At 70.9% G+C, this 22,837-nt stretch carries 23 protein-coding genes; 12 read left to right on the top strand and 11 right to left on the bottom strand.

Translation table 11 applies throughout. The features are described from left to right. The 4 genes from FV242_RS04090 to FV242_RS04075 form a co-directional block, all read left to right on the top strand. On the top strand, positions 1–1,059 hold a 1,059-nt coding region (locus FV242_RS04090; protein ID WP_246692593.1), incomplete at its 5' end, for an OmpA family protein. Between the two features lie 109 nt (positions 1,060–1,168). Then, positions 1,169–2,377 (top strand): MFS transporter, encoded by a 1,209-nt coding sequence (locus FV242_RS04085; RefSeq protein WP_147938023.1) that lies wholly within the window; start codon positions 1,169–1,171, stop codon positions 2,375–2,377. A 10-nt stretch (positions 2,378–2,387) separates the two neighbouring features. Then, positions 2,388–3,155 (top strand): class I SAM-dependent methyltransferase, encoded by a 768-nt coding sequence (locus FV242_RS04080; RefSeq protein ID WP_147938022.1) that lies wholly within the window; start codon positions 2,388–2,390, stop codon positions 3,153–3,155. Between the two features lie 229 nt (positions 3,156–3,384). Then, the gene (locus FV242_RS04075) at positions 3,385–4,671 is read left to right on the top strand and encodes a hemolysin family protein (protein WP_147938033.1); all 1,287 of its coding nucleotides are present in this window, start codon (positions 3,385–3,387) and stop codon (positions 4,669–4,671) included. Between the two features lie 3 nt (positions 4,672–4,674). On the opposite strand, the gene gltX is transcribed toward FV242_RS04075, so the two are convergent. Then, entirely contained in the window at positions 4,675–6,015 is a 1,341-nt protein-coding gene (gene gltX / locus FV242_RS04070) for a glutamate--tRNA ligase (RefSeq protein ID WP_147938021.1), read from the bottom strand. A gap of 150 nt (positions 6,016–6,165) precedes the next feature. Between gltX and FV242_RS04065 the strand changes: the two genes are divergently transcribed. Further along, complete coding sequence (locus FV242_RS04065) at positions 6,166–7,437, top strand: FAD-binding oxidoreductase (protein WP_147938020.1); 1,272 nt, start codon at positions 6,166–6,168, stop codon at positions 7,435–7,437. A 3-nt stretch (positions 7,438–7,440) separates the two neighbouring features. On the opposite strand, the gene FV242_RS04060 is transcribed toward FV242_RS04065, so the two are convergent. Next, positions 7,441–7,911 carry a hypothetical protein gene (locus FV242_RS04060; RefSeq protein WP_147938019.1) on the bottom strand — a complete coding sequence of 157 codons (471 nt, stop codon included), beginning with the start codon at positions 7,909–7,911 and terminating at the stop codon, positions 7,441–7,443. Then, positions 7,908–8,327: a hypothetical protein gene (locus tag FV242_RS04055; RefSeq protein ID WP_147938018.1), complete on the bottom strand. Its 420-nt coding sequence runs from the start codon at positions 8,325–8,327 to the stop codon at positions 7,908–7,910. The genes FV242_RS04060 and FV242_RS04055 overlap by 4 nt, the downstream gene beginning before the upstream one ends. 297 nt (positions 8,328–8,624) lie before the next feature. On the opposite strand from FV242_RS04055, the gene FV242_RS04050 reads away from it, so the two are divergent. Genes FV242_RS04050 through FV242_RS04040 form a run of 3 tightly spaced genes read left to right on the top strand, consistent with a single transcriptional unit; the run spans position 8,625 to position 11,534 of the window. Then, positions 8,625–9,191, top strand: a complete 567-nt coding sequence (locus tag FV242_RS04050) for a TadE/TadG family type IV pilus assembly protein (RefSeq protein ID WP_246692592.1) — start codon at positions 8,625–8,627, stop codon at positions 9,189–9,191. After that, positions 9,185–9,832 carry a TadE/TadG family type IV pilus assembly protein gene (locus tag FV242_RS04045; RefSeq protein WP_147938016.1) on the top strand — a complete coding sequence of 216 codons (648 nt, stop codon included), beginning with the start codon at positions 9,185–9,187 and terminating at the stop codon, positions 9,830–9,832. The genes FV242_RS04050 and FV242_RS04045 overlap by 7 nt, the downstream gene beginning before the upstream one ends. Continuing rightward, entirely contained in the window at positions 9,816–11,534 is a 1,719-nt protein-coding gene (locus FV242_RS04040; RefSeq protein ID WP_147938015.1) for a TadE/TadG family type IV pilus assembly protein, read from the top strand. The genes FV242_RS04045 and FV242_RS04040 overlap by 17 nt, the downstream gene beginning before the upstream one ends. A gap of 22 nt (positions 11,535–11,556) precedes the next feature. On the opposite strand, the gene dksA is transcribed toward FV242_RS04040, so the two are convergent. The 4 genes from dksA to FV242_RS04020 all read right to left on the bottom strand — a co-directional run bounded on the left by dksA (position 11,557) and on the right by FV242_RS04020 (position 15,990). After that, positions 11,557–11,976, bottom strand: coding sequence for an RNA polymerase-binding protein DksA (dksA, locus tag FV242_RS04035; protein ID WP_050733124.1), 420 nt, complete (start codon positions 11,974–11,976; stop codon positions 11,557–11,559). A 272-nt stretch (positions 11,977–12,248) separates the two neighbouring features. Then, positions 12,249–13,265 carry a hypothetical protein gene (locus FV242_RS04030; RefSeq protein ID WP_147938014.1) on the bottom strand — a complete coding sequence of 339 codons (1,017 nt, stop codon included), beginning with the start codon at positions 13,263–13,265 and terminating at the stop codon, positions 12,249–12,251. Positions 13,266–13,267: 2 nt separating this feature from the next. Further along, complete coding sequence (locus FV242_RS04025) at positions 13,268–14,641, bottom strand: MBOAT family protein (RefSeq protein WP_147906171.1); 1,374 nt, start codon at positions 14,639–14,641, stop codon at positions 13,268–13,270. A 101-nt stretch (positions 14,642–14,742) separates the two neighbouring features. Further along, entirely contained in the window at positions 14,743–15,990 is a 1,248-nt protein-coding gene (locus FV242_RS04020; protein ID WP_147938013.1) for an Hsp70 family protein, read from the bottom strand. Between the two features lie 164 nt (positions 15,991–16,154). On the opposite strand from FV242_RS04020, the gene FV242_RS04015 reads away from it, so the two are divergent. Beyond that, the gene (locus FV242_RS04015) at positions 16,155–17,651 is read left to right on the top strand and encodes an ATP-binding protein (RefSeq protein WP_147857184.1); all 1,497 of its coding nucleotides are present in this window, start codon (positions 16,155–16,157) and stop codon (positions 17,649–17,651) included. Between the two features lie 177 nt (positions 17,652–17,828). Here FV242_RS04015 and FV242_RS04005 read toward each other — a convergent pair whose 3' ends face one another. Then, positions 17,829–18,257 carry a flagellar assembly protein FliX gene (locus FV242_RS04005; protein ID WP_147906173.1) on the bottom strand — a complete coding sequence of 143 codons (429 nt, stop codon included), beginning with the start codon at positions 18,255–18,257 and terminating at the stop codon, positions 17,829–17,831. Positions 18,258–18,499: 242 nt separating this feature from the next. Here FV242_RS04005 and FV242_RS04000 point away from each other — a divergent pair, with 242 nt between their 5' ends. The 3 genes from FV242_RS04000 (at position 18,500) to FV242_RS03990 (ending at position 20,535) form a co-directional block, all read left to right on the top strand. Beyond that, a complete protein-coding gene (locus tag FV242_RS04000) occupies positions 18,500–19,639 on the top strand; it encodes a flagellar basal body P-ring protein FlgI (RefSeq protein ID WP_147906174.1) in 1,140 nt (379 codons plus the stop codon). Between the two features lie 76 nt (positions 19,640–19,715). After that, the gene (locus FV242_RS03995) at positions 19,716–20,075 is read left to right on the top strand and encodes a rod-binding protein (protein ID WP_147938012.1); all 360 of its coding nucleotides are present in this window, start codon (positions 19,716–19,718) and stop codon (positions 20,073–20,075) included. Further along, entirely contained in the window at positions 20,062–20,535 is a 474-nt protein-coding gene (locus tag FV242_RS03990; RefSeq protein ID WP_147906176.1) for a hypothetical protein, read from the top strand. The genes FV242_RS03995 and FV242_RS03990 overlap by 14 nt, the downstream gene beginning before the upstream one ends. 7 nt (positions 20,536–20,542) lie before the next feature. On the opposite strand, the gene FV242_RS03985 is transcribed toward FV242_RS03990, so the two are convergent. The 3 genes from FV242_RS03985 to FV242_RS03975 form a co-directional block, all read right to left on the bottom strand. Continuing rightward, positions 20,543–20,872: a hypothetical protein gene (locus FV242_RS03985; RefSeq protein WP_147938011.1), complete on the bottom strand. Its 330-nt coding sequence runs from the start codon at positions 20,870–20,872 to the stop codon at positions 20,543–20,545. Position 20,873: 1 nt separating this feature from the next. After that, the gene (locus tag FV242_RS03980) at positions 20,874–21,134 is read right to left on the bottom strand and encodes a hypothetical protein (RefSeq protein ID WP_147906178.1); all 261 of its coding nucleotides are present in this window, start codon (positions 21,132–21,134) and stop codon (positions 20,874–20,876) included. Positions 21,135–21,236: 102 nt separating this feature from the next. Continuing rightward, positions 21,237–22,835 (bottom strand): flagellin, encoded by a 1,599-nt coding sequence (locus tag FV242_RS03975; RefSeq protein WP_147938010.1) that lies wholly within the window; start codon positions 22,833–22,835, stop codon positions 21,237–21,239. Between the last annotated feature and the right edge of the window lie 2 nt (positions 22,836–22,837).

Below are 22,837 nucleotides of genomic sequence, written 5' to 3'. Positions count from 1 at the left end.
CCGGCGCCGGGCGCGCCTGTCCCGCCCCCGCCCCCCGGTGCGCAACCGGGCCAGCCGCCCGCCGGCGGTCCGGCGGCGCGCGGCGTGTTCAACGCACCGGGCCAGCCCGGCTACGTCCCCGGCGGCTTCCGCGCGGACGACGACGTGCGCGACTACGACCAGGTCCGTCGCGACCGGCGTGAGTTCAGCGAGGGCGGTCGCACCTATTACCGGGAGCCCGGCCGCATCATCGTCCGCGACCGCGACGGCTACCTGATCCGCCACGACGAGAACGAGCGGTTCCGGGACATCGACCCGCGCGGCTTCCGCTCCGAGCGGCGCGGTGCCGACTTCTACAGCTTCATCGACCGGCCGGGCGGCGAGCAGATCGTCACCGTCACGGACGATGACGGGCGGATGCTGCGCCGCTATCGCCGCTTCCGCGACGGCCGCGAGGTGGTGATCATCGACAACAGCTACGCCGGCCCGCCGCGCCCGATCTACGACGACGTGGTCGTGCTGCCGCCCCCCGACATCCGCATCCCCCGCGACCGCTACGTGGTGGAGTACGAGCAGGCGGACGAGGGTGCGGTCTACGAGGCGCTGACGGCCCCGCCTGTGGTCGCCGTGGACCGGCGCTACACCCTGGACCAGGTCCGCTACAGCCCGGATCTGCGCGCGCGGATGCGCTCGGTCGACATCGACACGATCACCTTCGACACAGCTTCGTTCACGGTGACGCCGGACCAGGCGGCCCGGCTGTCGGTGATCGCCGCGGCGATCAACCGGGCGATCCGCGCCAACCCGCAGGAGGTCTTCTTGATCGAGGGTTACACCGACGCGGTGGGGTCCGACATCGACAACCTGTCCCTGTCGGACCGCCGGGCGCAGTCGGTGGCGACGGTGCTGACCCAGCAGTTCCAGGTTCCGCCGGAGAACCTGACCACACAGGGCTACGGCGAGCAGTACCTGAAGGTGAACACGCAGAACGCAGCCCGGGAGAACCGTCGCGTCACGGTCCGGCGGATCACGCCGCTGCTACAGCAGGGAACGCCGCAGGGCGCGCCACCGCCACGCTGAGCGGACTGACGACACTGACCGCGGCGGGCCGGAGCAATGCGTCCGCCGTGGTTGACGTCATGGCTCATGCGTCCCACCACCGGGCGAAGGTGGCGGCGCGGGACGGTTCATGGAGAGCGACGACGACGGGCGGCTGATCCGGTCGGGTACGCCAGTGTTCCGCCGCACCGCGCTGGCGCTGGCGGCGGCCGGGTTCTCGACCTTCGCGGTGCTCTACGCGGTGCAGCCGCTGCTGCCGATCTTTTCGGATGCGTTCGGCGTCTCGCCGGCCGAGAGCAGCCTCGCCTTGTCGCTGCCCTGCGGGCTGCTGGCGGTGGCGCTTCTGGTGGTGAGCCCGCTCTCGGAGATCTGGGGCCGCAAGCCGGTGATGCTCGCCTCCCTATTCGCCTCCGCAGTGCTGACCATCGTGGCCGCCCTGATCCCGGGCTGGCATGGGTTCCTGATCCTGCGGGCGCTGTCCGGCTTGACCGCGAGCGGCCTGCCCGCGGTGGCGATGGCCTATCTCGCCGAGGAGATGGACACGCAGGCGATCGGCCTGTCGATGGGGCTCCTGGTCGGCGGCAACGCGCTGGGGGGCATGTCCGGCCGGCTGATCAGCGGCGTGATGGCCGACCACATGAACTGGCGGATCGGGCTCGCCACAATCGGCGGCCTGGCCCTCGTCGCGGCGCTGGCTTTCTGGCGCTGGCTGCCGCCGGCCCGCAACTTCGTGCCGCGCCGGATGGCCTGGCGCGACGTGCCGGGCACCTTCGGCCACCATTTCCGCGATGCCGGGCTGCCGTGGCTGTTCGCAGAGGCGTTCCTGCTGATGGGCGGCTTCGTCTGCATCTACAATTACATCGGCTTCCGCCTGCTCGATCCGCCGTTCTCCCTGAGCCAGACGGTGATCGGCCTGATCTTCTCCGTCTACGTCGCCGGCATGGTCAGCAGCCCGGTCACGGGCGAGCTGGCGAGCCGGTTCGGCCGGCGGCGGGTGCTATGGCTCGCCACCGGGGTCGGGCTGGCCGGGATCCTGATGACGCAGGCGGACAACCTGCTGGTGATCGTCGCCGGGATCGTCGTCGTGACGATCGGCTTCTTCGGCGCGCATTCGGTGGCGAGCAGCTGGGTCGGCCGGCGGGCGCTCCGCGACCGGGCCCAGGCCTCCTCGATCTACCTGTGCCTGTACTACCTGGGGTCGTCGGTGCTCGGCACCGCGGGCGGCTGGTTCTTCGCGCATTCCGGCTGGACCGGCGTGGTGCTGTTCGTGGGCACCCTCTACGGTCTGGCCCTCGCCATCGCGATTCGGCTCTCGCGCCTGGCGCCGCTGCCGAGCTGAGGAACCCGTGATGAGCACGCGCACCCATTCCGGCCACGTCGTCGATCAGTTCGGCGCCCAAGCCTCGGCCTACGTGACGAGCGCGGTCCACGCCGCCGGCGCCGACCTGGACCGGATCAGCGCTCTGGTTCGCGGGCTGCCGGGCGCGGGCGTGCTCGATCTCGGCTGCGGCGGCGGCCACGTGGCGTTCGCGGCGGCGGCGGCGGGGGCTTCGGTCACGGCCTACGATCTCTCCTCCGAGATGCTGGCGGCGGTCACCGCCGAGGCCGAGCGGCGCGGCCTCGACGGGATCGAGACCCGCCAGGGCGCCGCCGAGGCGCTGCCTTTCCCGGACGCCGCCTTCGACGCGGTGCTGACCCGCTACAGCGCCCACCATTGGCGCGACGTTCCGGCCGCCCTGGCGGAGGCGCGCCGGGTGCTGAAGCCGGACGGCCTGTTCGTGGTCTGCGATATCGTCGCGCCGGAGGAGCCCCTGCTCGACACCCACCTCCAGGCGGTGGAGTTGCTGCGCGATCCCTCTCATGTGCGCGACTACCGGGTCTCGGAATGGCGCGCGATGCTGGAGGCGGCCGGCCTCGTCCTGGGCGACACGCGAGCCTACCGGCCGCGGATGGACTTCGCGAGCTGGATCGCCCGGATGCGCACGCCGGAGGTCAACGTCGCGGCGATCCGCGCCCTCCAGGGCTCGGCACCCGTCGAGGTCACAGAGCACTTCTGCATCGAGGGCGACGGCAGTTTTCTTCTGGATTCCGCGCTGATCGAGGCGCGCCCGCGCTGAGGATTCTTCCGAACTTCGGATCCCGGTCGGAAGGCGGCTCCGGAAGTGGGACCTCCCCATCCCGCCCCTCATCCTGAGGTCGCGGGGTCGGCAAGGCGGATCGGACACGCCCTGATTTGCACCCGGAGGCTTGGCCGTTGAACGGTCCGGGCCTCGCACCCATGTTGGACATCCGTGTCATCAGAGGAAGCCCGGCCCGCGCTGCGGGATCGCGGCTCTGCAAGCCCGCCTGCTCGAGCTCGTCACCGTCGTCCTGCTGATCGCGCTGAACGGCGTCTTCGCTCTCTCCGAGCTGGCGGTGGTCTCATCGCGCAAGAGCCGTCTGCGCGCCTATGCGGATGCCCGCCGGCCGGGGGCGAAGGCGGCCCTGGCGCTGGCCGAGGAGCCGGGACGCTTCCTCTCCACAGTCCAGATCGGCATCACGCTGATCGGCATCCTGTCGGGCGTCGTCTCGGGCGCGGCGCTGGGCGACCGCCTGGCGCTGACGCTGATCGACCTCGGCCTGCCGAAGGGCTGGGCCGACACGCTGGGCTACACCCTGGTGATCGGGGTGATCACCTACCTGTCGGTGATCATCGGCGAGCTGGTCCCGAAGCATCTTGCCTTGCGCAACCCGGAGGGGATCGCCTGCGCGGTGGCGCCCGGCATGCGGCTCGTCGCCCGGGCGGCCCTGCCGGCGGTGTGGCTGCTCGACGCCTCGACCCGGGCGGTGTTCCGCCTGATCGGCCAGGAAACCGAGAGCGCGAGCGCCGTCACCGAGGAGGAGATCCGCAGCCTCGTGGCCGAGGCCGAGACGGCCGGCGTCATCGAGGGCGGCGAGCGCGCGATGATCTCCGGCGTGCTCCGGCTCGGCGACCGGCTGGTGCGCGGCGTCATGACTCCGCGCACCGAGGTCGTGTGGCTCGACCTCTCGGACGATCCCGAGGCCATCCGAGCACGCCTGCTGGCGAGCCCCCATGCCCGCCTGCCGGTGGCCGATGGCGGCCCGGACGCCATGATCGGCGTCGTGCAGGTCCGCGACCTGATCGGCCCGCTCTCCCGCGGCGAGCCCCTGGACCTGCGGGGGCATGTCCGCCGGGCCCCGGTGCTGCCCGATACGCTGGACGCGCTCGATGCCCTGGACGCCCTGCGCAAGGGCACCGTGCCGATGGCGCTGGTCCACGACGAGTACGGCCATTTCGACGGGCTCGTGACCCCCGCCGACATCCTCGATGCCATCGCGGGCGCGTTCCACTCCGAATCCGTGGAGCCGGACGCAGTGCGCCGCCCGGACGGGTCCTGGCTGATCGCCGGCTCAATGCCGGCCGACGAGATGGCCGACCAGCTCGGCCTGCGCCTTCCGCCCTCGCGCGACTACGCCACGGCCGCCGGCCTCGTCATCGCGGCGTTCCAGCGCCTGCCGGAGACCGGCGAGACCTGCGACATCGCCGGCTGGCGCTTCGAGGTGGTGGATCTCGACGGCCGCCGCGTGGACAAGCTGCTGGCGACGCGGCTCGAAGAAGCGGAGGCGGAATAGGCGCTACGCCGCCTCGCCCGCCATCCGCCGCGCCGCCCGGTCGCGGCCGATCAGCGGCAGCAGCCCGGCGAGATCCGGCCCATGCTCCAGCCCGGTGAGCGCGAGGCGCAGCGGCATGAACAGCCCCCGCCCCTTCGCGCCGGTGCGGCTGCGGATCTCGGTGGTCCAGGCCTTCCAGGTCTCAGGCCCGAACGGCTCAGCCGGCAGGGTCTCGCGGGCCGCCGCGATCACGGCCTCCTCTGTCAGGACCGGATCGATCGGGCCGGTCACCACGCGCCACCAGTCGCCCGCCTCCGAGACACGGCCGAGATTGGGCTGCGCCGCCCGCCAGAATGGCTCCGCGGTCTCGGCAGGGATGCCGAGGGCGGTGAGGCGCGGGGCAACCTCGGCGTACGGCATGGCATGGACGAGCCGGGCGTTGAGCCCGTCGAGCTCGGTGGGGTCGAACCGGGCCGGCGCCCGGGAGATCTCGCCGAGATCGACGAGGCTCGCCAGCGTGTCGAGGTCGGGTACCGCCCGCACGGATTCGGCCGAGCCGGTCAGCACCGCCAGCGAGCGCACGGCCGCCGGCTCGTAGCCGGCCTCGCGCAGACCGCGCAGCGACAGGTGGCCGAGCCGCTTCGACAGCCCCTCCCCGTCCGCGGTGGTGAGCAGGTTGTGGTGGCCGAAGACCGGCACGTCCGCGCCGAGCGCCTCGAAGATCTGCACCTGCACGCCGGTGTTGGTGACGTGGTCCTCGCCGCGGATCACGTGGGTGATGCCGAGGTCGGCATCGTCCACCACGGAGGGCAGCGTGTAGAGATAGCTGCCGTCGGCGCGGATCAGCACCGGGTCGGACAGCGACGCGCAATCCACATGCGCCGGCCCGCGCACGAGATCGTCCCACGTCACGGTCCGGGCCTCCAGCAGGAAGCGCCAATGCGGCCGGCGGCCCTCCGCCTCCAGGGCGGCGCGGTCCTCCGCGGTGAGCTGCAGCGCCGCCCGGTCGTAGATCGGCGGCTGACCACGGCCGAGCTGACGCTTGCGCCGACGCTCGAGCTCCTCCTGCGTCTCGTAGCAGGGATAGAGCCGCCCCGCCGCGCGCAAGGTGTCGGCGGCGGCATCGTGCTGGGCCTTGCGGTCGCTCTGGCGGGCGAACAGGTCCCAGGTGATGCCGAGCCAGGCGAGATCCTCCTGGATCGCCTCGGCGAACGTTTCGGTCGAGCGCTCGGCGTCGGTGTCGTCGAGGCGCAGCAGGAAGCGCCCGCCCGCCTTGCGCGCGAACAGCGCGTTGAGCAAAGCCGGGCGGGCGTTGCCGATATGCAGGTAGCCGGTGGGCGAGGGAGCGAAGCGGACGAGCGTCATGATCCGCTCTGTAGCCGATCTGCGGACGGTTTTGCGCGTCCCTTCGCGCATGGGTGACGCGAACCGCCCGTACCCTCGCCTTCGGCCCGCTACCCAGCCCCGCCAAAACCCGTCAGAACGCCACGCTTGGCGCTGAGCAGGATGAGCGGGATGGACGAGACGGCCGATATCGTGGTGGTCGGCGGCGGGATGGTCGGGCTCGCCTGCGCCATCGCGCTCAAGGATCGCGGCCTCGACGTGGTTCTGTGCGACCCCGGCGAGGCCCGGGCCCGGACCTCCTACGGCAATGCCGGCGTGGTCAGCCGCGGCTCGATCCTGCCGATGTCGAGCCCGGCCCTGTGGGGCAAGCTCCCGGCCTACCTGCGCAACGCCGACCGGGGCCTGCGCCTGCGCTACGCGCACCTGCCGCGGATCCTCCCCTACACGGCGCATTTCCTGGCGAGCGCCCGGGCCTCGCGCTGGCGCCGGGCCGCCGCCGCCCTGCTGCCGCTCACGAGCGCGGCCTACCCGGCCCATGAACGGCTGGCCGCAAGGGCCGGCACCAGCGAGCGGCTGCAGCGGACCGGCTGGCTCAAGGCCTACCGCACCGAAGCCGCCTTCAAGGCCGCCGCCCCGGAGCGGGAGATCCTGTCCGGGCACGGGGTGGCGTTCGACCTCCTCGACACGGCGGGGATCCGCGATCTGGAGCCTGCTCTGGTGCGCCCCTACGCGCGGGCCATGCTGCTGACGGAGACCGGGTCTGTGCGCGAGCCCGGCCGCCTGATCGAGGCCTGCGAGGCGCTGTTCGCCGGCCTGGGCGGAAGGCGGCTGCGCGGCAGCGTCGAAAGCTTGTCGCCGGAGGCCGAGGGCTGGCGCGTCGTCCACGAGACCGGCGCGGTACGGTCCAAGCAGGTGGTGCTGGCGGCGGGCGCCGCCTCCGGGTCGATCGCGAGAAGCCTGGGCTACCGCTTCGCCGTCGCGGCCGAGCGCGGCTACCATCGTCACTACGCCCTGCACCCGGACAGCCCGCCCCTGACCCGCCCCGTGCTCGACACGGGTGCGGGCTCGATCCTGTCGCCGATGGGCGATCACCGGGTGCGGGTGCTGTCGGGCGTCGAACTCAACGCCCGCGACGCCGACCCGGACCACACCCAGATCGAGGCGGCCTCCCGCGAGGCGGGGGAGACCCTGCGTCTCGGCGGCCCCCTCGACAACGAGCCCTGGCTCGGCTCGCGCCCGTCCACCCCGGACGGCATGCCGGTGATCGGCTTGGCGCCACGCCACAAGGGCCTGCTGTTCGCGTTCGGCCACGGCCATATCGGCCTGTCCACCGGGCCGATCACCGGCGAGATCGTGGCCGACCTCGCCACCGGCCGGACCCCCGCGGTCCCGGTCGCGCCCTTCGCGCCCCAGCGCCTGCTGGGCTGGCCGCGCCTGCTGTGACGCTCAGCGCCAGTCGTAGGGATCGTATGGCTCCAGGGCCGCCCGGATCTGCCGCAGGGCCGCCGGCTGCCGCTGGAGATCGGCCTCCCGGGCGAGCGCGCGCAGGAACGCCCGCGGGCCGTGTTCCAGGTCCCGGGCCAAGCCGTCGAAGCGCTCAGCCGGCTCGACATGGGGCGGGTTGACGGTGACGAGGTAGTCGAGGCCGCAGGTCGACGGATCGGTCCCGAGCCGGTAGCAGATCTGCACCCGGGCGAAGGGCTCGCCGGGGCGGCGCACGACCCGGTAGCCGCCGCGCGTGAAGGCGCCCCCGGTGGCTCGCTCGGCATAGGCCAGGATCCGGTCCACCGTCGCCAGGCTGTCCGTCTGCCGCGTGCGCACGAGGTCGATCGCGGCCCGTTCCGTGGGCAGGAACGGCTGCGCATCGACGCCGGAGGCGGCCGATGCGACCAGCACTGCGAGGGCGAGACGTCTCACGGCTTCCTCATGCAGACGGCGACCGGCTCGGCATCCTTGGCGGCCTTGGCGGTCATGTCGAGGCAGCCGACCGTGGCGATGCCGTCGGTGACGGTCACGGACGGCACCACCGCCATGCCCCGGCAATAGGCGCCGATCAGCGCCTCGTCGCGGTGGCAGGCGACGTCGAGGCGCACCAGCGCGTTCATCGGCGGCCCGGCGGGCCCGGCGGCGCCCTCGGTGCCACGATCCCCCGCGGGGCCGCGCGCGCCCGTGGCGCCGTTCAGCCCCGGCGGGCCCTGTGGACCCGGCGGGCCCTGGTCGCCCTTCGGCCCGGGCGGACCGGCCGGCCCCGGCTTCGGGGCGTCGCCGCAGCCGGCGAGCGCGAGGACCGCGATCAGCCCGGCGAGGCGCGCGGCTGTCCTGGGAAATGTCATGCGGTTCTCCGGCCGGGCGCGCCGCCGACGAAGTGGCGCCGGACAGCCCGGAATCAATGGCGGCGCTCTCCTGGGCAGCCAGACACCTGAGACGCCGCGCCCCCGCCTTTTAATGCAACCTTCAGTAGAATATCCGCTTCCACTGTGATCTGCTTGGTCGCATTAAGCTTTTCGCAAACGATTAGTTACACATTAAGACAAGCGCTGGTCTTCAGGCGGCAGTTTGAGTCCATGTTTCCGCCAATACAAATAGTCCCTGAAACGAAACCTACCTCAGGTTGCCTCCCGAACCGTTTTTTGCGGGATGCGGGCGGGGCGGCCGCGGTGGAGTTCGCGTTGGTGGCCCTGCCGTTCCTGGCGCTGGTCGGCGCCGTCTTCCAGATCGCCTTCCAGATCTGGGCCACCCAGAACTTCGACCGCGCCCTGCAGAACGCGGTCCGGACGATCTTCACCGGGCAATTCCAGGCCGCCAATGCCGGGCAGACCGACGCCGCCACCCTGCTGGGCTCGCTGAAGACGACGATGTGCGGCACCGGTGCCGGCACCATCCCGACGGTCTTCAACTGCCAGAACGTCAAGCTTGACGTCGCCACCGCCAGTACGCTCGGCGGCGCCAGCGCGGCGACGCCGATCAATGCCGCGACGGGCACGTGGAACACCAGCTTCGGCACGAACTACGCCTGCGCCAAGCCGGGCACGATCGTGATCGTGACCGCGGCGGTGCAGTTCCCGACCCTGTTCAACCTGATGGGTCTCGGCACCCGACAGTTCACCACCGGCGCCGGGGCCGGGTCCAGCCTGCTGACCTCGACGGCGGTGTTCCGCACGGAGCCCTATCTGATCGCCGGGACGAGTCCGTGCTGAGGTCTCTCGCACGCAAGGCGGCCGCGCTGCGGCGGGACCGGCGCGCCAGCGCGCTGGTGGAATTCGCCGTGATCCTGCCGGTGCTGCTGTCGATCTGGGCCGGCATGACCGAGATCGCCCACGCCATCGACGAGTGGCGCAAGCTGACCCTGCTCGCCCGCACCGTGGCCGACCTCACCGCCCAGGGCGACACGCAGAACCCGATCGGCACGCCGCTGATGACCGACATCGTCGCCTCCGCCGCCAAGGTGATGCGCCCGTTCGACACCAGCACCGTCCAGATCGTCGTCAGCGCGATGGGTGTCGATCTCAAGCGACTGAACCTGGTCCCGCAGGTCTGCTCCAGCGTCGCCAACGCCAACGCCAAGCCCCGGGCCACCGGCACCGCCACCGACCTGCTCGTGCCCGCGGGCTACCAGACCACCGGCATGCGCTACGTGCTGGCCGAGGTCAGCATCAGCTACACGCCGATGATCGGCTCGGCCCTCGTCAAGCTGGTCAAGGGCGTCGGCAACACGATCACCCTCTCGGCGTCGGTCCCGTGGCCGACCCGCGGCGGCACGACCTACGGCTCGAACACCTACACCGAGGTCGTCGTGCCCGGCACCACTGCGAAGGCGTGCGATGGCTCGACACCCTGATCGCGCCCACTGGCCGCGGTGGTTCGGCTTCGCGCGAGGCCGCGGCGGCAACGTCGCGATCCTGTTCGCTTTCCTCAGCGTGCCGATGCTGATGTTCACCGGCGCGGCGATCGACTACGGCTTCGCGACCCGGCTCGAGACCAAGCTGCAGGCCGCGACCGACGCCACGGCGCTGCTCCTGTGCCAGACGCCGCTCACCACGACGAACGCCGACCTCAACCTCAAGGCCCAGGCGGCGATGACCGGCGCCATGGGGGTGGCCAACCTCGTGGTCGATCCTCTCACGATCACCAGCAACCCGCGCCAGATCACCTTGACCGCCCACAAGCTCTCGACGGTGTTCTTCGGCAAGGTCACGGGGACGAACCGCATCAACCCAAGCGCCACCGCCCAATGCGCGACGCCGCTGCCCAAGACCTTCGAGATCGCGCTGGTCCTCGACAACACCGGCTCGATGGCCCAGTCGAGCGGCGGCCAGTCCAAGCTCGAGGCGGTACAGAGCGCAGCCACCGACTTCGTCACCTACGTCTACACCAACGCGGCCTTCTCAAGCGCGACGCGGATCTCGATCGTGCCGTTCGCCGGGGCCGTGGCGGTCGATCCGACCGCCTTCCGGTACGCATCCTGGATCGACCAGACCGGGCAGTCCAGCTACCACTGGACCAACGTTCTCCAGCCTGCCGGATCGAACTTCAAGAGCCGGTTCGATATCTTCGCCAAGCTTCAGGGCGTCTATTCCGGCTGGGGTTGGGGCGGCTGCCTGGAAACCCTGCCCTACCCGCTCAACGTCCAGGACGGCGCGCCGACCATCGGTAACAAGGATTCCTACTTCGTGCCGCTGTTCGCCCCCGATGAGCCGGGCGATTCCAGCACGACGACCGCCGCATATCCATCGAGCAAGTTCACGAGCTATAAAAGTTATAATAGCTACATCGATGACGACAACGGCAGTTGCCCGCCGCTCCCCAACGGAACACCTTTCAATACGGCCGAAGGCCAGGCGTGCAAATACGTCAAACCGCAGAACGCTGCGCCGACGTCTCTGAACCCGAGGACTGGAATCCCCAGTGGGCCAAATTTCGGGTGCACGACCCAGCCGCTCCTACGGCTCACGAGCAATACCAGCGCGCTCAAGACGCTGATCGGCCAGATGGCGCCGCTGGGTGCGACCAACATCCACGAGGGCTTCATGTGGGGCTGGCGGACGCTTTCCCCGAAGAGCGTCTTCGCGGACACGAACCCGCCCGCCGCCTACGCGTCGAGTTCCAACAGCTCGAACGCGACGACGATCAACAAGATCATCATCCTGATGACCGACGGCGAGAACAGCTGGACGACCAATTCGAGCGCGCCCAACGGGTCGCTCTACTTCGCTGCCGGCTATTTCCAGAACGCCAATGGCACCAACCCGAACAGCCGGTTGCCCGCCACCAACCAGAACGTCTCGGACGCCGCCGGCGCCCGCAACGCGCTGGACGCCCTCACCGCGGAAGCCTGCAAGAACGCGAAGGCGGTCAACATCTCGATCTATACGATCGGCTTCAGCATCCCCTCCGATCCGATCGACGCCGCGGGACAGACGCTCCTGAAAAATTGCGCCACGAATCCGGGCCAGTTCTACCTGGCCAACACTTCGGACGACCTGATCAAGGCGTTCCAGCAGATCCGGGCGAGCATCGGCGCGCTGCGGCTGACGCAGTAAGTTCGGGATCCGAACCGCCCGCTCAATCGTCCCGATAGACCTTCTCGCGGCGCTCGTGCCGCTCCTGGGCTTCGAGCGACAGGGTCGCGATCGGCCGGGCATCGAGGCGGCGGAGCGAGATCGGCTCGCCGGTCTCCTCGCAGAAGCCGTAGGACCCATCCTCGAGGCGGGCGAGCGCCGCGTCGATCTTGCCGGTGAGCTTGCGCTGGCGGTCGCGCGCCCGCAGCTCGATCGCACGGTCGGTCTCCGAGGAGGCGCGGTCGGCGAGATCGGGGTGGTTCTCGTTCTCGCTCTGCAGCGCGACGAGCGTATCCTGCGCCTCACGCAGGATGTCGCTCTTCCAGCTCAGGAGCTTGCGCCGGAAGTACTCGCGCTGCCGGTCGTTCATGAAGGGCTCGTCGTCGGACGGGACGTAGCCGTCCTCCAGCGTCACCTTCGCCATGCGTCACCCTCGCTGGATCGTAACCGCCCACCAGGGGATGGCCGGTGCGCGGCGATAACGTGAGGTGCCGTATAGTCGAGGTGCTTAATCGCGACAACGCGCAGCGTCGCAGGGCTTGGATGTTGTCTCGAATGCGTGGCCCCCTGCGGCAAACAAGCCACGGTCTAGAGCGTCCAGTTCAAAGCTGGTCGCCGGCATTTCAAAAAAGGTGATGGAAAATCAAGGGGCGAGCGCATCACCCTGTTCCGGTATCCGGGACGGGACGGCCGGGCTTAGTCCGCCGAAAACGTCCGCAGGTGAACGATTGCGGCGGCGATCTCGTCCGTCAACGCTCGGGCGAGCGGCAGCCGATAGTGAGTTTGATCGAAAAACAGATCCGGATCGCCGGCGTCCGGGCGCCCGGCACGTCCATCGATGACCGTATTCAGCGGATGAACGGCAAGCGCCGATCGGACTTCGGCGCGGCACGCCGCCTCGGCGACAGCCCGGGGGCTCCCGGCCGGCGGCTCGGCGCGGGCGTAGACCGGCGGAAACACCACCACCACGGCGGTCCTGGGCGGGATCCGCGCGAGTTCGGCCCGCAACCGGTCGGCCACCGGGAACGGACCGCCATGATGCGGCTCCGTCTCGGGGCCGACCGGCCGCTCCAGCGCCGCCTTCTTGGCCGGATCACGGCCGAACCCCTGGCTCAGGTAGTTCGACTCGTAATCCCACCAGCCGTCGGACGCGGCCTGCTTGTGGCGCGAGTTCAGGAGCCAGCCGAGGCGGTTGATCGTCTCCTGCGCGGCGGTGAAGCGCAGCAGGCCCTTGAGATACGTCTGCCAGTCGCCGACCAGCCAGTACGGGAAGCCGTGCTCGCTCGGGAATGACGGGTCGTCGGAGCACCAGAACGCATCGGCCGACAGCACGATCGCCTCGGGCCTGGCGTGGTGCTTCAGATACCAGCCCAGCAGCGCGAACTGCTCGGACGGCCCAGTGGCCGGCACCGACAGCTGCACGAACGGGATACCGGTGAGCCGGGTCAGCGATGCCGGCTCGATCAATTGGATGTGGGAATTGCCGATCACCGCGCCCGCATAGGCCGGGTCGCGGCCACGCACAGCCGAGGCGGTGCGCGGCCCCTGCGGACGGACGGCGCCGCGGGACAGCAGCGTCGAGCGGCCGGTATCGTAGGGATCAACCAGCACCGCCAGCCCGAGATAGGCCGCAAACAGCCCGGCCATCGCCAGCAGCACGGTGCGGACGAAAGCGCGCCAGGCCCGATCCTGTGGGGGGTGAGCGAGCGCCATCCTCAGAACTGGAAGTAGATGAACTCGTAGTTCGCATCGTCCCCGATCTTCAGGAGGACGACGACGAACAGGAGCGCGAAGCCGAAGGCCAGGATGCGCCTGGGCGGCAGGCGATGCACCGCCGCCCAGGCGGTCGGGCCCACCGTGGCGACCAGGGCCGCCACCGCGATGGTGCGCCACTTGAAGCCCGAGCCGTGGGGCGCGAGGCCGAACAGGCCCTTGAAGATCGCGAGCGCCGCCTCGAAGCTCGTCGCCCGGAACAGCACCCAGGTCAGCATCACGAACAGGCTGGTCAGCAGCCAACCCAGCGGCGCCGGCACGCTCAGGCGCGTCCGGCGGGCCAGGACCCCGGCGCCGAGGCCGAGGCCATGCAAGGCGCCCCAGGCCAGGAAGGTCAGTCCCGCCCCGTGCCAGAGGCCGCCCAGCGTCATGGTGGCGGCCAGCGCCCCGACCTGGCGCGGCAGGCCGCGCCGGTTTCCGCCCAGGGGGATGTAGAGGTAGTCGCGCAGGAACCGCGACAGGGTCATGTGCCAGCGGCGCCAGAAGTCGCGCAGCGAGGTGGCGCGATAGGGCGCATCGAAATTCTGCGGCAGGACCAGCCCGAACAGCAGCGCGATGCCGAGCGCCATGTCGGTGTAGCCGGAGAAGTCGAAATAGATCTGGAAGGTGAAGCCCAGCGTCGCCTGCCACGCCTCCGCGACGGTGACGACCTTGCCGGCAGCCGCCGCCTGGAACACGGGGTTCACGTAAGCCGCGAGGGGATCACCCAGGAACACCTTCTTGGCGAGCCCGACCGTGAGCAGCATCAGCCCGCGCGCGAAGCGCTCGGCGGCGTCGGGCCGCGCGTAGGGCCGCTCGTCGAACTGGTGCATGATCTCGCTCCAGCGCACGAGCGGGCCGGCGAGAACCTGCGGAAAGAACGCGATGTAGAGGGCGTATCTGGTCAGCCCGAAGGCCGGCGCCCGGCCGGCCCGCAGGTCGGCGAGATACATGATGTGGTGGAAGGTGAAGAACGAGATGCCGAGCGGCAGGGCCAGCCCGAGCCGTGGCGCCTCCAGACCCGGGATCAGGTTGGCGAGGTCGGCGAAGAAGTCGAGGTACTTGAACACCCCGAGCACCGCCAGGTTGGCCGCGATGGCGGCCGGGACCAGCCAGGGCCCGGGCCGGCGCCGATAGACCCACGCCACGCACCAGTTCGCCAGGATCGAGCCGGCGAGCAGCGGCACGAACCGGACATCCCACCACCCGTAGAACACGAACGACAGGAGCACGAGCAGCGGCAGCCGCCAGGCCGGCGCCGCACGCTCCACCAGCGCGTGCAGGATCAGCGCGGCCGGCAGGAAGGCGAGGAGGAAGACGAAGGAGTTGAACAGCATCGGGCGGGGCGGCGCGGAGGGGATGGATGGGCCGCCGGTCACTCCGGGCGCGAGGCGCCCGCCTTGTCGGGGATCGCGGCGGGCCCGTCAATCGCCGACGCTCACCCCGCCCGCCGCCCCGCCTCGATGGTCAGGCCGAGGCCAACTGAGCCGAACGTGTCGCCCTCCACCACCCGGGCCGCGGGCAGCGCGGCGGTGAGCGCGGTGCGCAGGTGCGGCAGCCCCGTGGAGCCGCCGGTAAGGAACAGCGCGTCGATCCGCTCCGGCCCGAGCTCGGCCTGGGCGAGGCAGCGGGCGATCCGGGCGGCGACCGCCCGGGCGAGGTCGCCGGTCTGCGTGGAGAGGGTGTCGCGGCTCACCACAGCCGTAAGACCGTGCTCGACCAGGCCGAGGTCGAGATCGGTCGTCCCGGCCTCGGAGGCGGCGATCTTCGCCCCCTCGACGGCGCCCGCCAGGGCGTGGCCGCGCTCGCCCTCGACGGCCGCGCGCAGTCGGGCGACGAGGTCCGGCTTCGCGCAATCGCGGATCACCTCGTCGATCTCGCGCAGGGTCTTCGCATTGTAGAGGCGGTTGATCGCCGACCAGGTGGCAAGGTCGTGGAAATAGGCGTTCGGCACCGCGAGGTCGCCGCGCCGCATCGGGCTGCCGAGCCCCATCAGGGGCATCACGGTGCCGAGGCTGAGCTGCCGGTCGAAATCGGTCCCGCCGATGCGCACGCCGTCATTGGCCAGGATGTCGCCGGCCCGGTCCGGGCGGCCCCGCCGCTCCGGCGACAGCCGCACGATGGAAAAGTCCGACGTGCCGCCGCCGATATCGGCGATCAGCGCGATCTCCTCCGAGCGGACCTGCCGCTCGTAGTCGAGCGCCGCGGCGATCGGCTCGTACTGGAACGAGACCTCGCGGAAGCCGACGTCCCGGGCGATGTCGCGCAGCGTGTCCTCGGCCCGCCGGTCGGCTTCCGGGTCGCCATCGACGAAATGCACCGGCCGACCGTGGACCACGGTGTCGAGGTTTTGCCCGCAGGCCGCCTCGGCACGCGCCTTCACGGCCGAAAGGTAGCGGGCGATCACGTCACGCAGGCGCAGGCGCTCGCGGCCGACCGGGGTCGCCTCGTCCATCAGCGGCGTGCCGAGGACGGATTTCAGCCCGCGCATCAGCCGGCCGGCATGGCCGTCGACGTAGGCCGCGGTGGCGGCCCGGCCGATCAGCGGCGCCTCGCCCGGTTCGAAGAAGATCGCGCTGGGGATGGTCCGGTGCGCGCCCTCGAGCGGCAGCAGGGCCGGTCCCGCCGCCGCGAGATGCCCCAGGGTGGTGTTCGACGTGCCGAAATCGAGGCCGCAGGCCGCCATCGCGTGAGGGATCCGGTTTGTTTCGAGGGAGGGCGGGCCCTACAGGGCCGCGGCGTCCGGGTCCAGCGCCGCCGCGGCATTGCAGCCGCGCGGCAGCCCTGCGGGAAGCGTGGACAGCGCGTCGGGGGGCACCCGGATCCGGTTCCGGCATGCTATGGAGCGCCATGCGTTCCGATATCGATCTCGGCCTGACCGGCGAGCGCCCGGCGCTCCTCGACCTCACCGAACTGCTGGCCACGCGGCTCCTGGTCCAGGGCAACTCGGGCTCCGGCAAGTCGCACCTGCTCCGGCGCCTGCTGGAGCAGAGCGCGGGCCTCGTGCAGCAGGCGGTGATCGACCCGGAGGGCGACTTCGCCAGCCTCGCCGATCGCTACGGCCACGTCGTGGTGGAAGCCGATGGCGACGACGTCGCGCTCCAGCGCATCGCCGCCCGGGTGCGCACGCACCGGGTGTCGGTGGTGTTGTCGCTCGAGAACCTCGACGCCGAGGGCCAGATGCGCGCCGCCGCGGCGTTCCTGGGCGGCTTGTTCGACGCCGACCGGGACCATTGGTACCCGATGCTGGTGGCGGTGGACGAGGCGCAGCTCTTCGCCCCGGCCGCGGCCGGCGAGGTCTCGGACGAGGCCCGGCGCCTTTCGCTCGGCGCCATGACCAACCTGATGTGCCGCGGCCGCAAGCGCGGGCTCGCGGGCGTGATCGCCACGCAGCGCCTCGCCAAGCTCGCCAAGAACGTGGCGGCCGAGGCCTCCAACTTCCTGATGGGCCGGACCTTCCTGGACATCGACATGGCTCGCGCCGCCGACCTGCTCGGGCTGGAGCGCCGCCAGGCCGAGACGTTCCGCGACCTGCCGCGCGGACATTTCGTGGCGTTGGGGCCGGCCCTGTCGCGACGGCCGCTCACCATCGCGGTGGGTCCGACCCTGACGGTGAGCCGGTCGTCCTCGCCGGTGCTCGTCCCCCTCCCCGACCCGACCGAGGATGCGCGGGCGCTGATCCTCACGGCGAGCCCAGCCGACAGCCTGGCGCCGCCGATGCCGCGCCCGAAGCCGCGCCCGGTGGCGGCTCCGGACGTCCTCGTCCAGCTCGCGAGCTACCGCCCGCCGGCCCCGCCGGAGGAGCCCGAAGAGGAGCCGATGGACCCGGAGGCGCGGGAGGCCGCGCTCGCCGAGGTCCTGGCCTCGGTTCTGGCCGATGCGGATGCCGCCGCCTGCACCCCCGCGACGCTCTATCAGGACTTCACCGTCCGCTGCCGCATCCGGCGCCTGCGCGGCGACACGATGGGACTGCCGGAGTTCAAGCGCCGGCTCGCCGTGGCCCGGGCCGAGGCGGGCGGCGCGGTCGCCGACAACTCCACCTGGGAGCGGGCCCAAGCGATTGCGGCCGGATTGCCGGATGACCTGGCCGGCCTGTTCCTGGTGGTCGCCCGCGCGGCGATCGAGGGCGCGCCCTGCCCCACCGACGCGATGCTGGCCGACGCCTACGGCACCAGCTCGGGCGGCCGTGCCCGGCGGATGCTGGCCTACCTCGAGGAGCGCGGCGCGATCGTCACCCGCAAGGATCTGCGCGGCGCGCCGATCATCGCGGTCCCCGATCTCGCCGTCGAGACCGGCCCGGGCGAGCCCCAGATGCTGCCGACCGGGCCGAAGCGGCGGGCGGGGTAGCGGCGGCGAGCCCTACGGGGTCTCCAAAACTCCCCCCTCATCCTGAGGTGCCGGAGCGAAGCGGAGGCCTCGAAGGAGCCCTCCAGCCAGCCGCGCGATCCCTGGAGGGCTCCTTCGAGGCTGCTCCGCAGCACCTCAGGATGAGGTGGTTGATGGGAGCAGCGGTGAAAGTGGCGGTCAGGCGCTGCGCCGGCCTTCGAGCTTGGCGAGTTCCACCGCGGCGCGCAGCTCGATCTCGGCCATGAGCCCGTCGAGGCGCGGATCCCCCGACGAGGCCGAGCGCTCGGCCAGGCGGCCGGCGATGGCGCGCAGGTCCTGCGGGGAGACGCGGCCACCGAGCATCGCGGCCTTGAGGCGGTCGAGGCCGTCGAGCAGGTCGTGGCCGCGCTTGGCCGTGCGCCGGCGGCGCTCCTGCGGCGTCTCGGTTTCGCCTTGAAGCAGCAGGACGGCATCGAGCCCCGCCAGGGTCGCCGCAGCGGCCGGCGCATTGGCGCCGGACGTGGAGGCCGGCGCCGCATCGAGGCTGAAGCCGCGCCCGCCCTCGACCCGGGCCTTGGACGCGACGCCGCCGGCATTCTGGATCGGCTGGCGAGTGTCGACGCGCATGATCGTGTTCGTGTCGCTCCGGGCGCTCCTGCGCTGCCTGGACTCTCGGCTGGCACGGTTAAGCACCGGTAAACAGGCCGGCAGAACCTGCCGGGTCGGCAGGTTCGGTGCCGGTCGACCACAATCGGCGGCCGCACGCCGGTTGGATAATGATATCTTTTCTCAATGGCTTAACGGAAAGGCCCGGCTGGCACGAGGCTGGCAGGAGGGGGGCAGGTCCGTTCACCCGTGAAAAACCCGGCATGCGCCCGAGCCACCCTATCAAGCTCCTCGGATCGGCCCTCGCGGCGCTCGTCGTCGGGGTGATGCTGACGGCAGCGGCCTCAGGCCCGGCGCTCGCCCTGTCGCGGGTGAAGGACCTGGCCTCCATCGAGGGCGTGCGTCAGAATCAGCTCGTCGGCTACGGCATCGTGGTCGGCCTCAACGGCACCGGCGACACCCTCAACAACATCCCGTTCACCAAGCAGTCGCTGCAGGCGATGCTGGAGCGGCTCGGGGTCAACACGCGGGGCGCCACGATGCGCACCCAGAACCTCGCCGCCGTGATGGTGACGGCGAGCCTGCCACCCTTCGCCGCCCAGGGCACCCGCATCGACGTGACGGTCTCGTCGCTCGGCGACGCGAAATCCCTTCAGGGCGGCACCCTGCTGGTGACGCCGCTGCTCGGCGCCGACGGCGAGGTCTACGCCCTCGCGCAGGGCTCGGTGGCGATCGCGGGCTTCTCGGCCGAGGGCGACGCCGCCAAGATCACCCGGGGCGTGCCGACCAACGGCCGCATCTCCAACGGCGCCAACATCGAGCGCGAGATCGCGTTCAAGCTGAACGATGCCCGCGCCCTGCGGCTGTCCCTGCGCAACCCCGATTTCACCACCTCGAAGCGGATTGCCGCGGCGATCAACGACTTCATGGGCGCCGACACGGCCGAGCCGACCGACCCGGCCACGGTGACGATCCAGATCCCGGCCAAGTACAACGGCAACATGATCCGCCTGATCACCGAGGTGGAGCAGCTCAAGGTCGAGCCCGACCAGACCGCCCGGGTGGTGGTCGACGAGCGCTCCGGCATCATCGTGATGGGCCGCGACGTGCGGGTCTCCACGGTGGCGATCGCGCAGGGCAACCTCACGGTCACGATCAGCGAGCAGCCGCAGGTGAGTCAGCCGGCGCCCCTCTCCAACGGGCGCACCGCCGTGGTGCCGCGCACGAGCCTGAAGGTCGACACCGGCGACGGCAACAAGCTGGCGCTGGTCAAGGAGGGCGTGAGCCTGCGCGAGCTGGTCGATGGCCTGAACGCCCTCGGGGTCGGCCCCCGCGACCTGATCTCGATCCTCCAGGCGATCAAGACCGCCGGGGCGCTGCAGGCCGATATCGAACTGATGTGATTGTCGCGTGCATCGTCCCGAACGGTGAGGGCCAGCTTTCGGGACGATGCCCTAAGACGGACTGGAGGGCCAAATCATGCTGCCACTCGCCAACATCGCGGCCAACGCTGCCTCCGGCGTCGGGAAATCCATCGCCACCAGCGTGTCCGACGGCATCCTGAAGACCGGCAACACCGCCAAGGCGCACAAGACCGCCACCGAGTTCGAGTCGATGTTCCTGGAGAACAGCCTCGACCGGATGATGCAGTCGGACGGGACAGAAGGCCCGCTCGGCGAGAACGGCACCGGCGGCGGCGTCTACCGCTCGATGCTGACCAAGGAATACGCGGGACAGATCGTGAAGAGCGGCGGCATCGGCATCGCCGATTCCGTGTTTCGTGAGATCATGAAGATGCAGGGCGCGACCACCGATGGAGCCGGCAATGCAAAGGGCTGAACCGCTGCGCGTCGCCGACCGGATCACCGCCGAGGCGCTGGTCGGGGGCGTGCTGGCCAACATGGCCGCATTGGAGGCGGTGCTGGCCGAGGAGGCCGCGCATGTCCGGGCCGGGCGCCTCCGCGAGGGCCTAGTGGCGGCCGAGCCCAAGACGGCGCTCGCCGCGGCCTACATGCAGGGCCTCGAAGTCGCCAAGGCCAATGCCGTGGCGCTGAAGCGCTTCAACCCGGAGGGCGTCGAGACCCTGCGGGCCGCCCATCGCCGGTTCACCGCGGCCGTCGAGGCGAACCAATCGGTGCTCGACAGCGCGCGATCCGTGTCGGAGGGGCTGATCAAGTCGCTGGCGGAGGAGATCGGCCGGGCGCAGCTGCCCTCGGGTTACGGACGGCAGGCCCCGGCGCCCTCCCCGTACGGCCGCGGCGTGCGCAGCGGACCGCTGGTGCTGTCGCGGAACCTGTAGGGCCGCCTCAGCGCCGGCCGTTGCCGATCCGCACGTAGGTCCGCACCTCGCCGAGGTCGGTGTCGGCGCGGTTGTCGATCGCCAGGTGGCCGGCGACCACGGGCGCGGCCGCCGCGCCGATGCCAGGGCTAGCGCGGAGGTCGGTACCCGCGATCACCCGGCCGGACACGCGGATGCAACTCGCACTGCCGGGCAGCCGCACGAAACCCGGCCCCTTCGTACGGCACGGCATCGTGGCCGCGGCGGTCGGCGCCTTCTCGCGATCGCGGGCGTCGGCGGGCGTGCAGTGCCCGACGAGTGCGGCGCTCAGGACCAGAGCGGTGAGCGGGCGCACCATGTCAGGCGGCCTGACGCGCCAGGTCCCGGTACAGCAGATCGATATAACGCTCGACCTCGCCGATGAAAGCGTCGAGATCAGGCTCGACGAACCGCAGCCGGGCGAGGTCGCGCAGCAGGATGTCGAGGGCGGTGGCACGGTCGCCGGGGCGGCCGTAATCGTCGAGATAGCTGTCGATCGCCTGTTCGGCCATCACGATGGCGCCGATCTGCGCCGCGGAGCCGAGGCGACGGACCGCGTGGACGGGTTCGGACAGCGCCATGCGGACCTCTCCTCGAGCAGGCGATCGCACGACACGCGACCGTCCTGCGCGCTTCACTGCGGGAAAGCGGCAAGACTATGGTCGCGGGGCCGAATATCGGCGTCAGCTGATGTAGTTGACCAGCGAGAGCTTCGAGAGCGAGGCCGTGACCTGGTAGCTGGCCTGGAGCCGGTTCTGGACGTCGAGCAGCTTGGCGACGACCTCCTCGGTTGGGGCCTGCTCGATCCCATCCAGGGTGTTCTGGACCGTGGTCCGGGTGGCGGTGTTGGTCGTGCCGGCGTTCGAGAGCCGGGTCGCGGCGATGCTGAGCTGCGTGACGGTGTCCTGGACGCTGGGGTTGGTCTGGTCGGATGCGGACAGGAGCGTCCCGGCCTTGCCGACCACCGCCTTGTAGGTGGCGCTGGTGTTGGCGTCGCTCGCCGTCGGAAGCGCGAACGCCATGGTCGCCAGGCCTGCCAGCACGTTCCGGATCGTCGGGTCGTTGGCGCGCGCGCCCGTGCCGACCTTGCCGGTGCTGCTCACCTGCACCGATTGCGTGTCCAGCGCCGGGGTGGGCTCGGGCGGGGTCTTCGTCGTGTCGTAGGTGTTCTCGCCCTGGTACCAGAGCACCGTGTTGGTCGCCGTGGCGGCCGTGAATCCGGTCGGGTTCTTGGCCGCATCGTAGACGATGCGCTGCTGGGGCATGATGCCGGTGCCGTTCGGGCCGCCCTTCGCCGAGCCGGTGAAGAAGTCGGTCGTCACGGCCGCGGTGGCGTTCACCGCCAGCGTGCTGCTGGCCGCCCCCTTGAGCGCGTTGGTCAGCGTCGCGGACAGGTTCGTCATCGTGTCGGCGGCGGTGGCACCGATCGCGAAGCTGCCGGTGGAGGTCGAATCCGCACTGGCGGCCGCGGTGAGCGTCACGGTCGTCGAGGTGCCGTCCGGCATCTTCAGCGCGAAGCTCACCGTGTCGCCGGCCACCGGCTGCCCCGACAGGCCGACGTTGAGTGAGGCCGGGCCGGTGCCCGTGATCGAGGCGGTGAGCGCTGTCCCGGTGGTCGTCGGGGTGCCGGACAGGGTGAACCCGAACTTGCCCCGGGTCGCGGCGTTCGTCTCGTCGGTGACCTGGACGGAGGTGGCACTCGGCGCCGTCTGCGTCAGCCGGCCGTTGCCGCCGGAGCCCAGTTCCGCCGCGACCCGCTCGTTGACCAGCGACGTGAGGCCGGCGAGCGCGTTGCCCTGCGCGTCGGTGGTGCCATTGAGGATCGTGTCGGCGTCGAGCACCGGCTGGGTCGTGGCGTCGCGGCCGCCGAACAGGTAGCTGCCCGCCGCCGACTGGTTCAGCGTGTCGAGGGCCGTCTGCAGGTTGGCCTGCGCGATCGAGCGGCCCGCTGTGGTATTGGCCGCGATGCTCTGCAGGCCGTTGTTCAGGGCCGTACGGGCATCGGTGCCTAGCTTCGCGACCTGGGTCAGGCTCGTGACCGCGAGCTTGGTCCGGGTCTGGGCGGCGGTGATGCCGGCGCCGTAGCCGTCCAGCGCGCTCAGGGTCGCCTGGGCGGCGAGCGCCGTGGAGCGCCCGGTGCCGAGCCCGCCATAGGTCTGCGAGACCTTGCCGCTGGAGAGCTGGTTCGACAGGTCGTTGAGCTGGTTCTTCAGCGTCAGAAGCTGCGAGGTATTCCGGTTGGCGACGTAGGACCCGGCCGCGAAGGGAGAGATCGTGGTCATGG

Source organism: Methylobacterium sp. WL64 (assembly GCF_008039945.1).
Lineage (GTDB): Bacteria > Pseudomonadota > Alphaproteobacteria > Rhizobiales > Beijerinckiaceae > Methylobacterium.
Note: the sequence above shows the minus strand (reverse complement) of the source record. Positions and strands in the feature narration are given on the sequence as shown.

Excerpts from the sequence above, each read along its gene's own strand:
- FV242_RS04015 (WP_147857184.1), top strand. The coding sequence starts at position 16,155 with ATGCGTTCCGATATCGATCTCGGCCTGACCGGCGAGCGCCCGGCGCTC.
- FV242_RS03995 (WP_147938012.1), top strand. The coding sequence starts at position 19,716 with ATGCTGCCACTCGCCAACATCGCGGCCAACGCTGCCTCCGGCGTCGGG.
- FV242_RS04040 (WP_147938015.1), top strand. The coding sequence starts at position 9,816 with ATGGCTCGACACCCTGATCGCGCCCACTGGCCGCGGTGGTTCGGCTTC.
- FV242_RS03990 (WP_147906176.1), top strand. The coding sequence starts at position 20,062 with ATGCAAAGGGCTGAACCGCTGCGCGTCGCCGACCGGATCACCGCCGAG.
- gltX (WP_147938021.1), bottom strand. The coding sequence starts at position 6,015 with ATGACGCTCGTCCGCTTCGCTCCCTCGCCCACCGGCTACCTGCATATC.
- FV242_RS03980 (WP_147906178.1), bottom strand. The coding sequence starts at position 21,134 with ATGGCGCTGTCCGAACCCGTCCACGCGGTCCGTCGCCTCGGCTCCGCG.
- FV242_RS04000 (WP_147906174.1), top strand. The coding sequence starts at position 18,500 with ATGCGCCCGAGCCACCCTATCAAGCTCCTCGGATCGGCCCTCGCGGCG.
- FV242_RS04065 (WP_147938020.1), top strand. The coding sequence starts at position 6,166 with ATGGACGAGACGGCCGATATCGTGGTGGTCGGCGGCGGGATGGTCGGG.
- dksA (WP_050733124.1), bottom strand. The coding sequence starts at position 11,976 with ATGGCGAAGGTGACGCTGGAGGACGGCTACGTCCCGTCCGACGACGAG.
- FV242_RS04030 (WP_147938014.1), bottom strand. The coding sequence starts at position 13,265 with ATGGCGCTCGCTCACCCCCCACAGGATCGGGCCTGGCGCGCTTTCGTC.
- FV242_RS04025 (WP_147906171.1), bottom strand. The coding sequence starts at position 14,641 with ATGCTGTTCAACTCCTTCGTCTTCCTCCTCGCCTTCCTGCCGGCCGCG.
- FV242_RS04005 (WP_147906173.1), bottom strand. The coding sequence starts at position 18,257 with ATGCGCGTCGACACTCGCCAGCCGATCCAGAATGCCGGCGGCGTCGCG.
- FV242_RS03985 (WP_147938011.1), bottom strand. The coding sequence starts at position 20,872 with ATGGTGCGCCCGCTCACCGCTCTGGTCCTGAGCGCCGCACTCGTCGGG.
- FV242_RS04085 (WP_147938023.1), top strand. The coding sequence starts at position 1,169 with ATGGAGAGCGACGACGACGGGCGGCTGATCCGGTCGGGTACGCCAGTG.
- FV242_RS04080 (WP_147938022.1), top strand. The coding sequence starts at position 2,388 with ATGAGCACGCGCACCCATTCCGGCCACGTCGTCGATCAGTTCGGCGCC.
- FV242_RS04055 (WP_147938018.1), bottom strand. The coding sequence starts at position 8,327 with ATGACATTTCCCAGGACAGCCGCGCGCCTCGCCGGGCTGATCGCGGTC.
- FV242_RS03975 (WP_147938010.1), bottom strand. The coding sequence starts at position 22,835 with ATGACCACGATCTCTCCCTTCGCGGCCGGGTCCTACGTCGCCAACCGG.
- FV242_RS04020 (WP_147938013.1), bottom strand. The coding sequence starts at position 15,990 with ATGGCGGCCTGCGGCCTCGATTTCGGCACGTCGAACACCACCCTGGGG.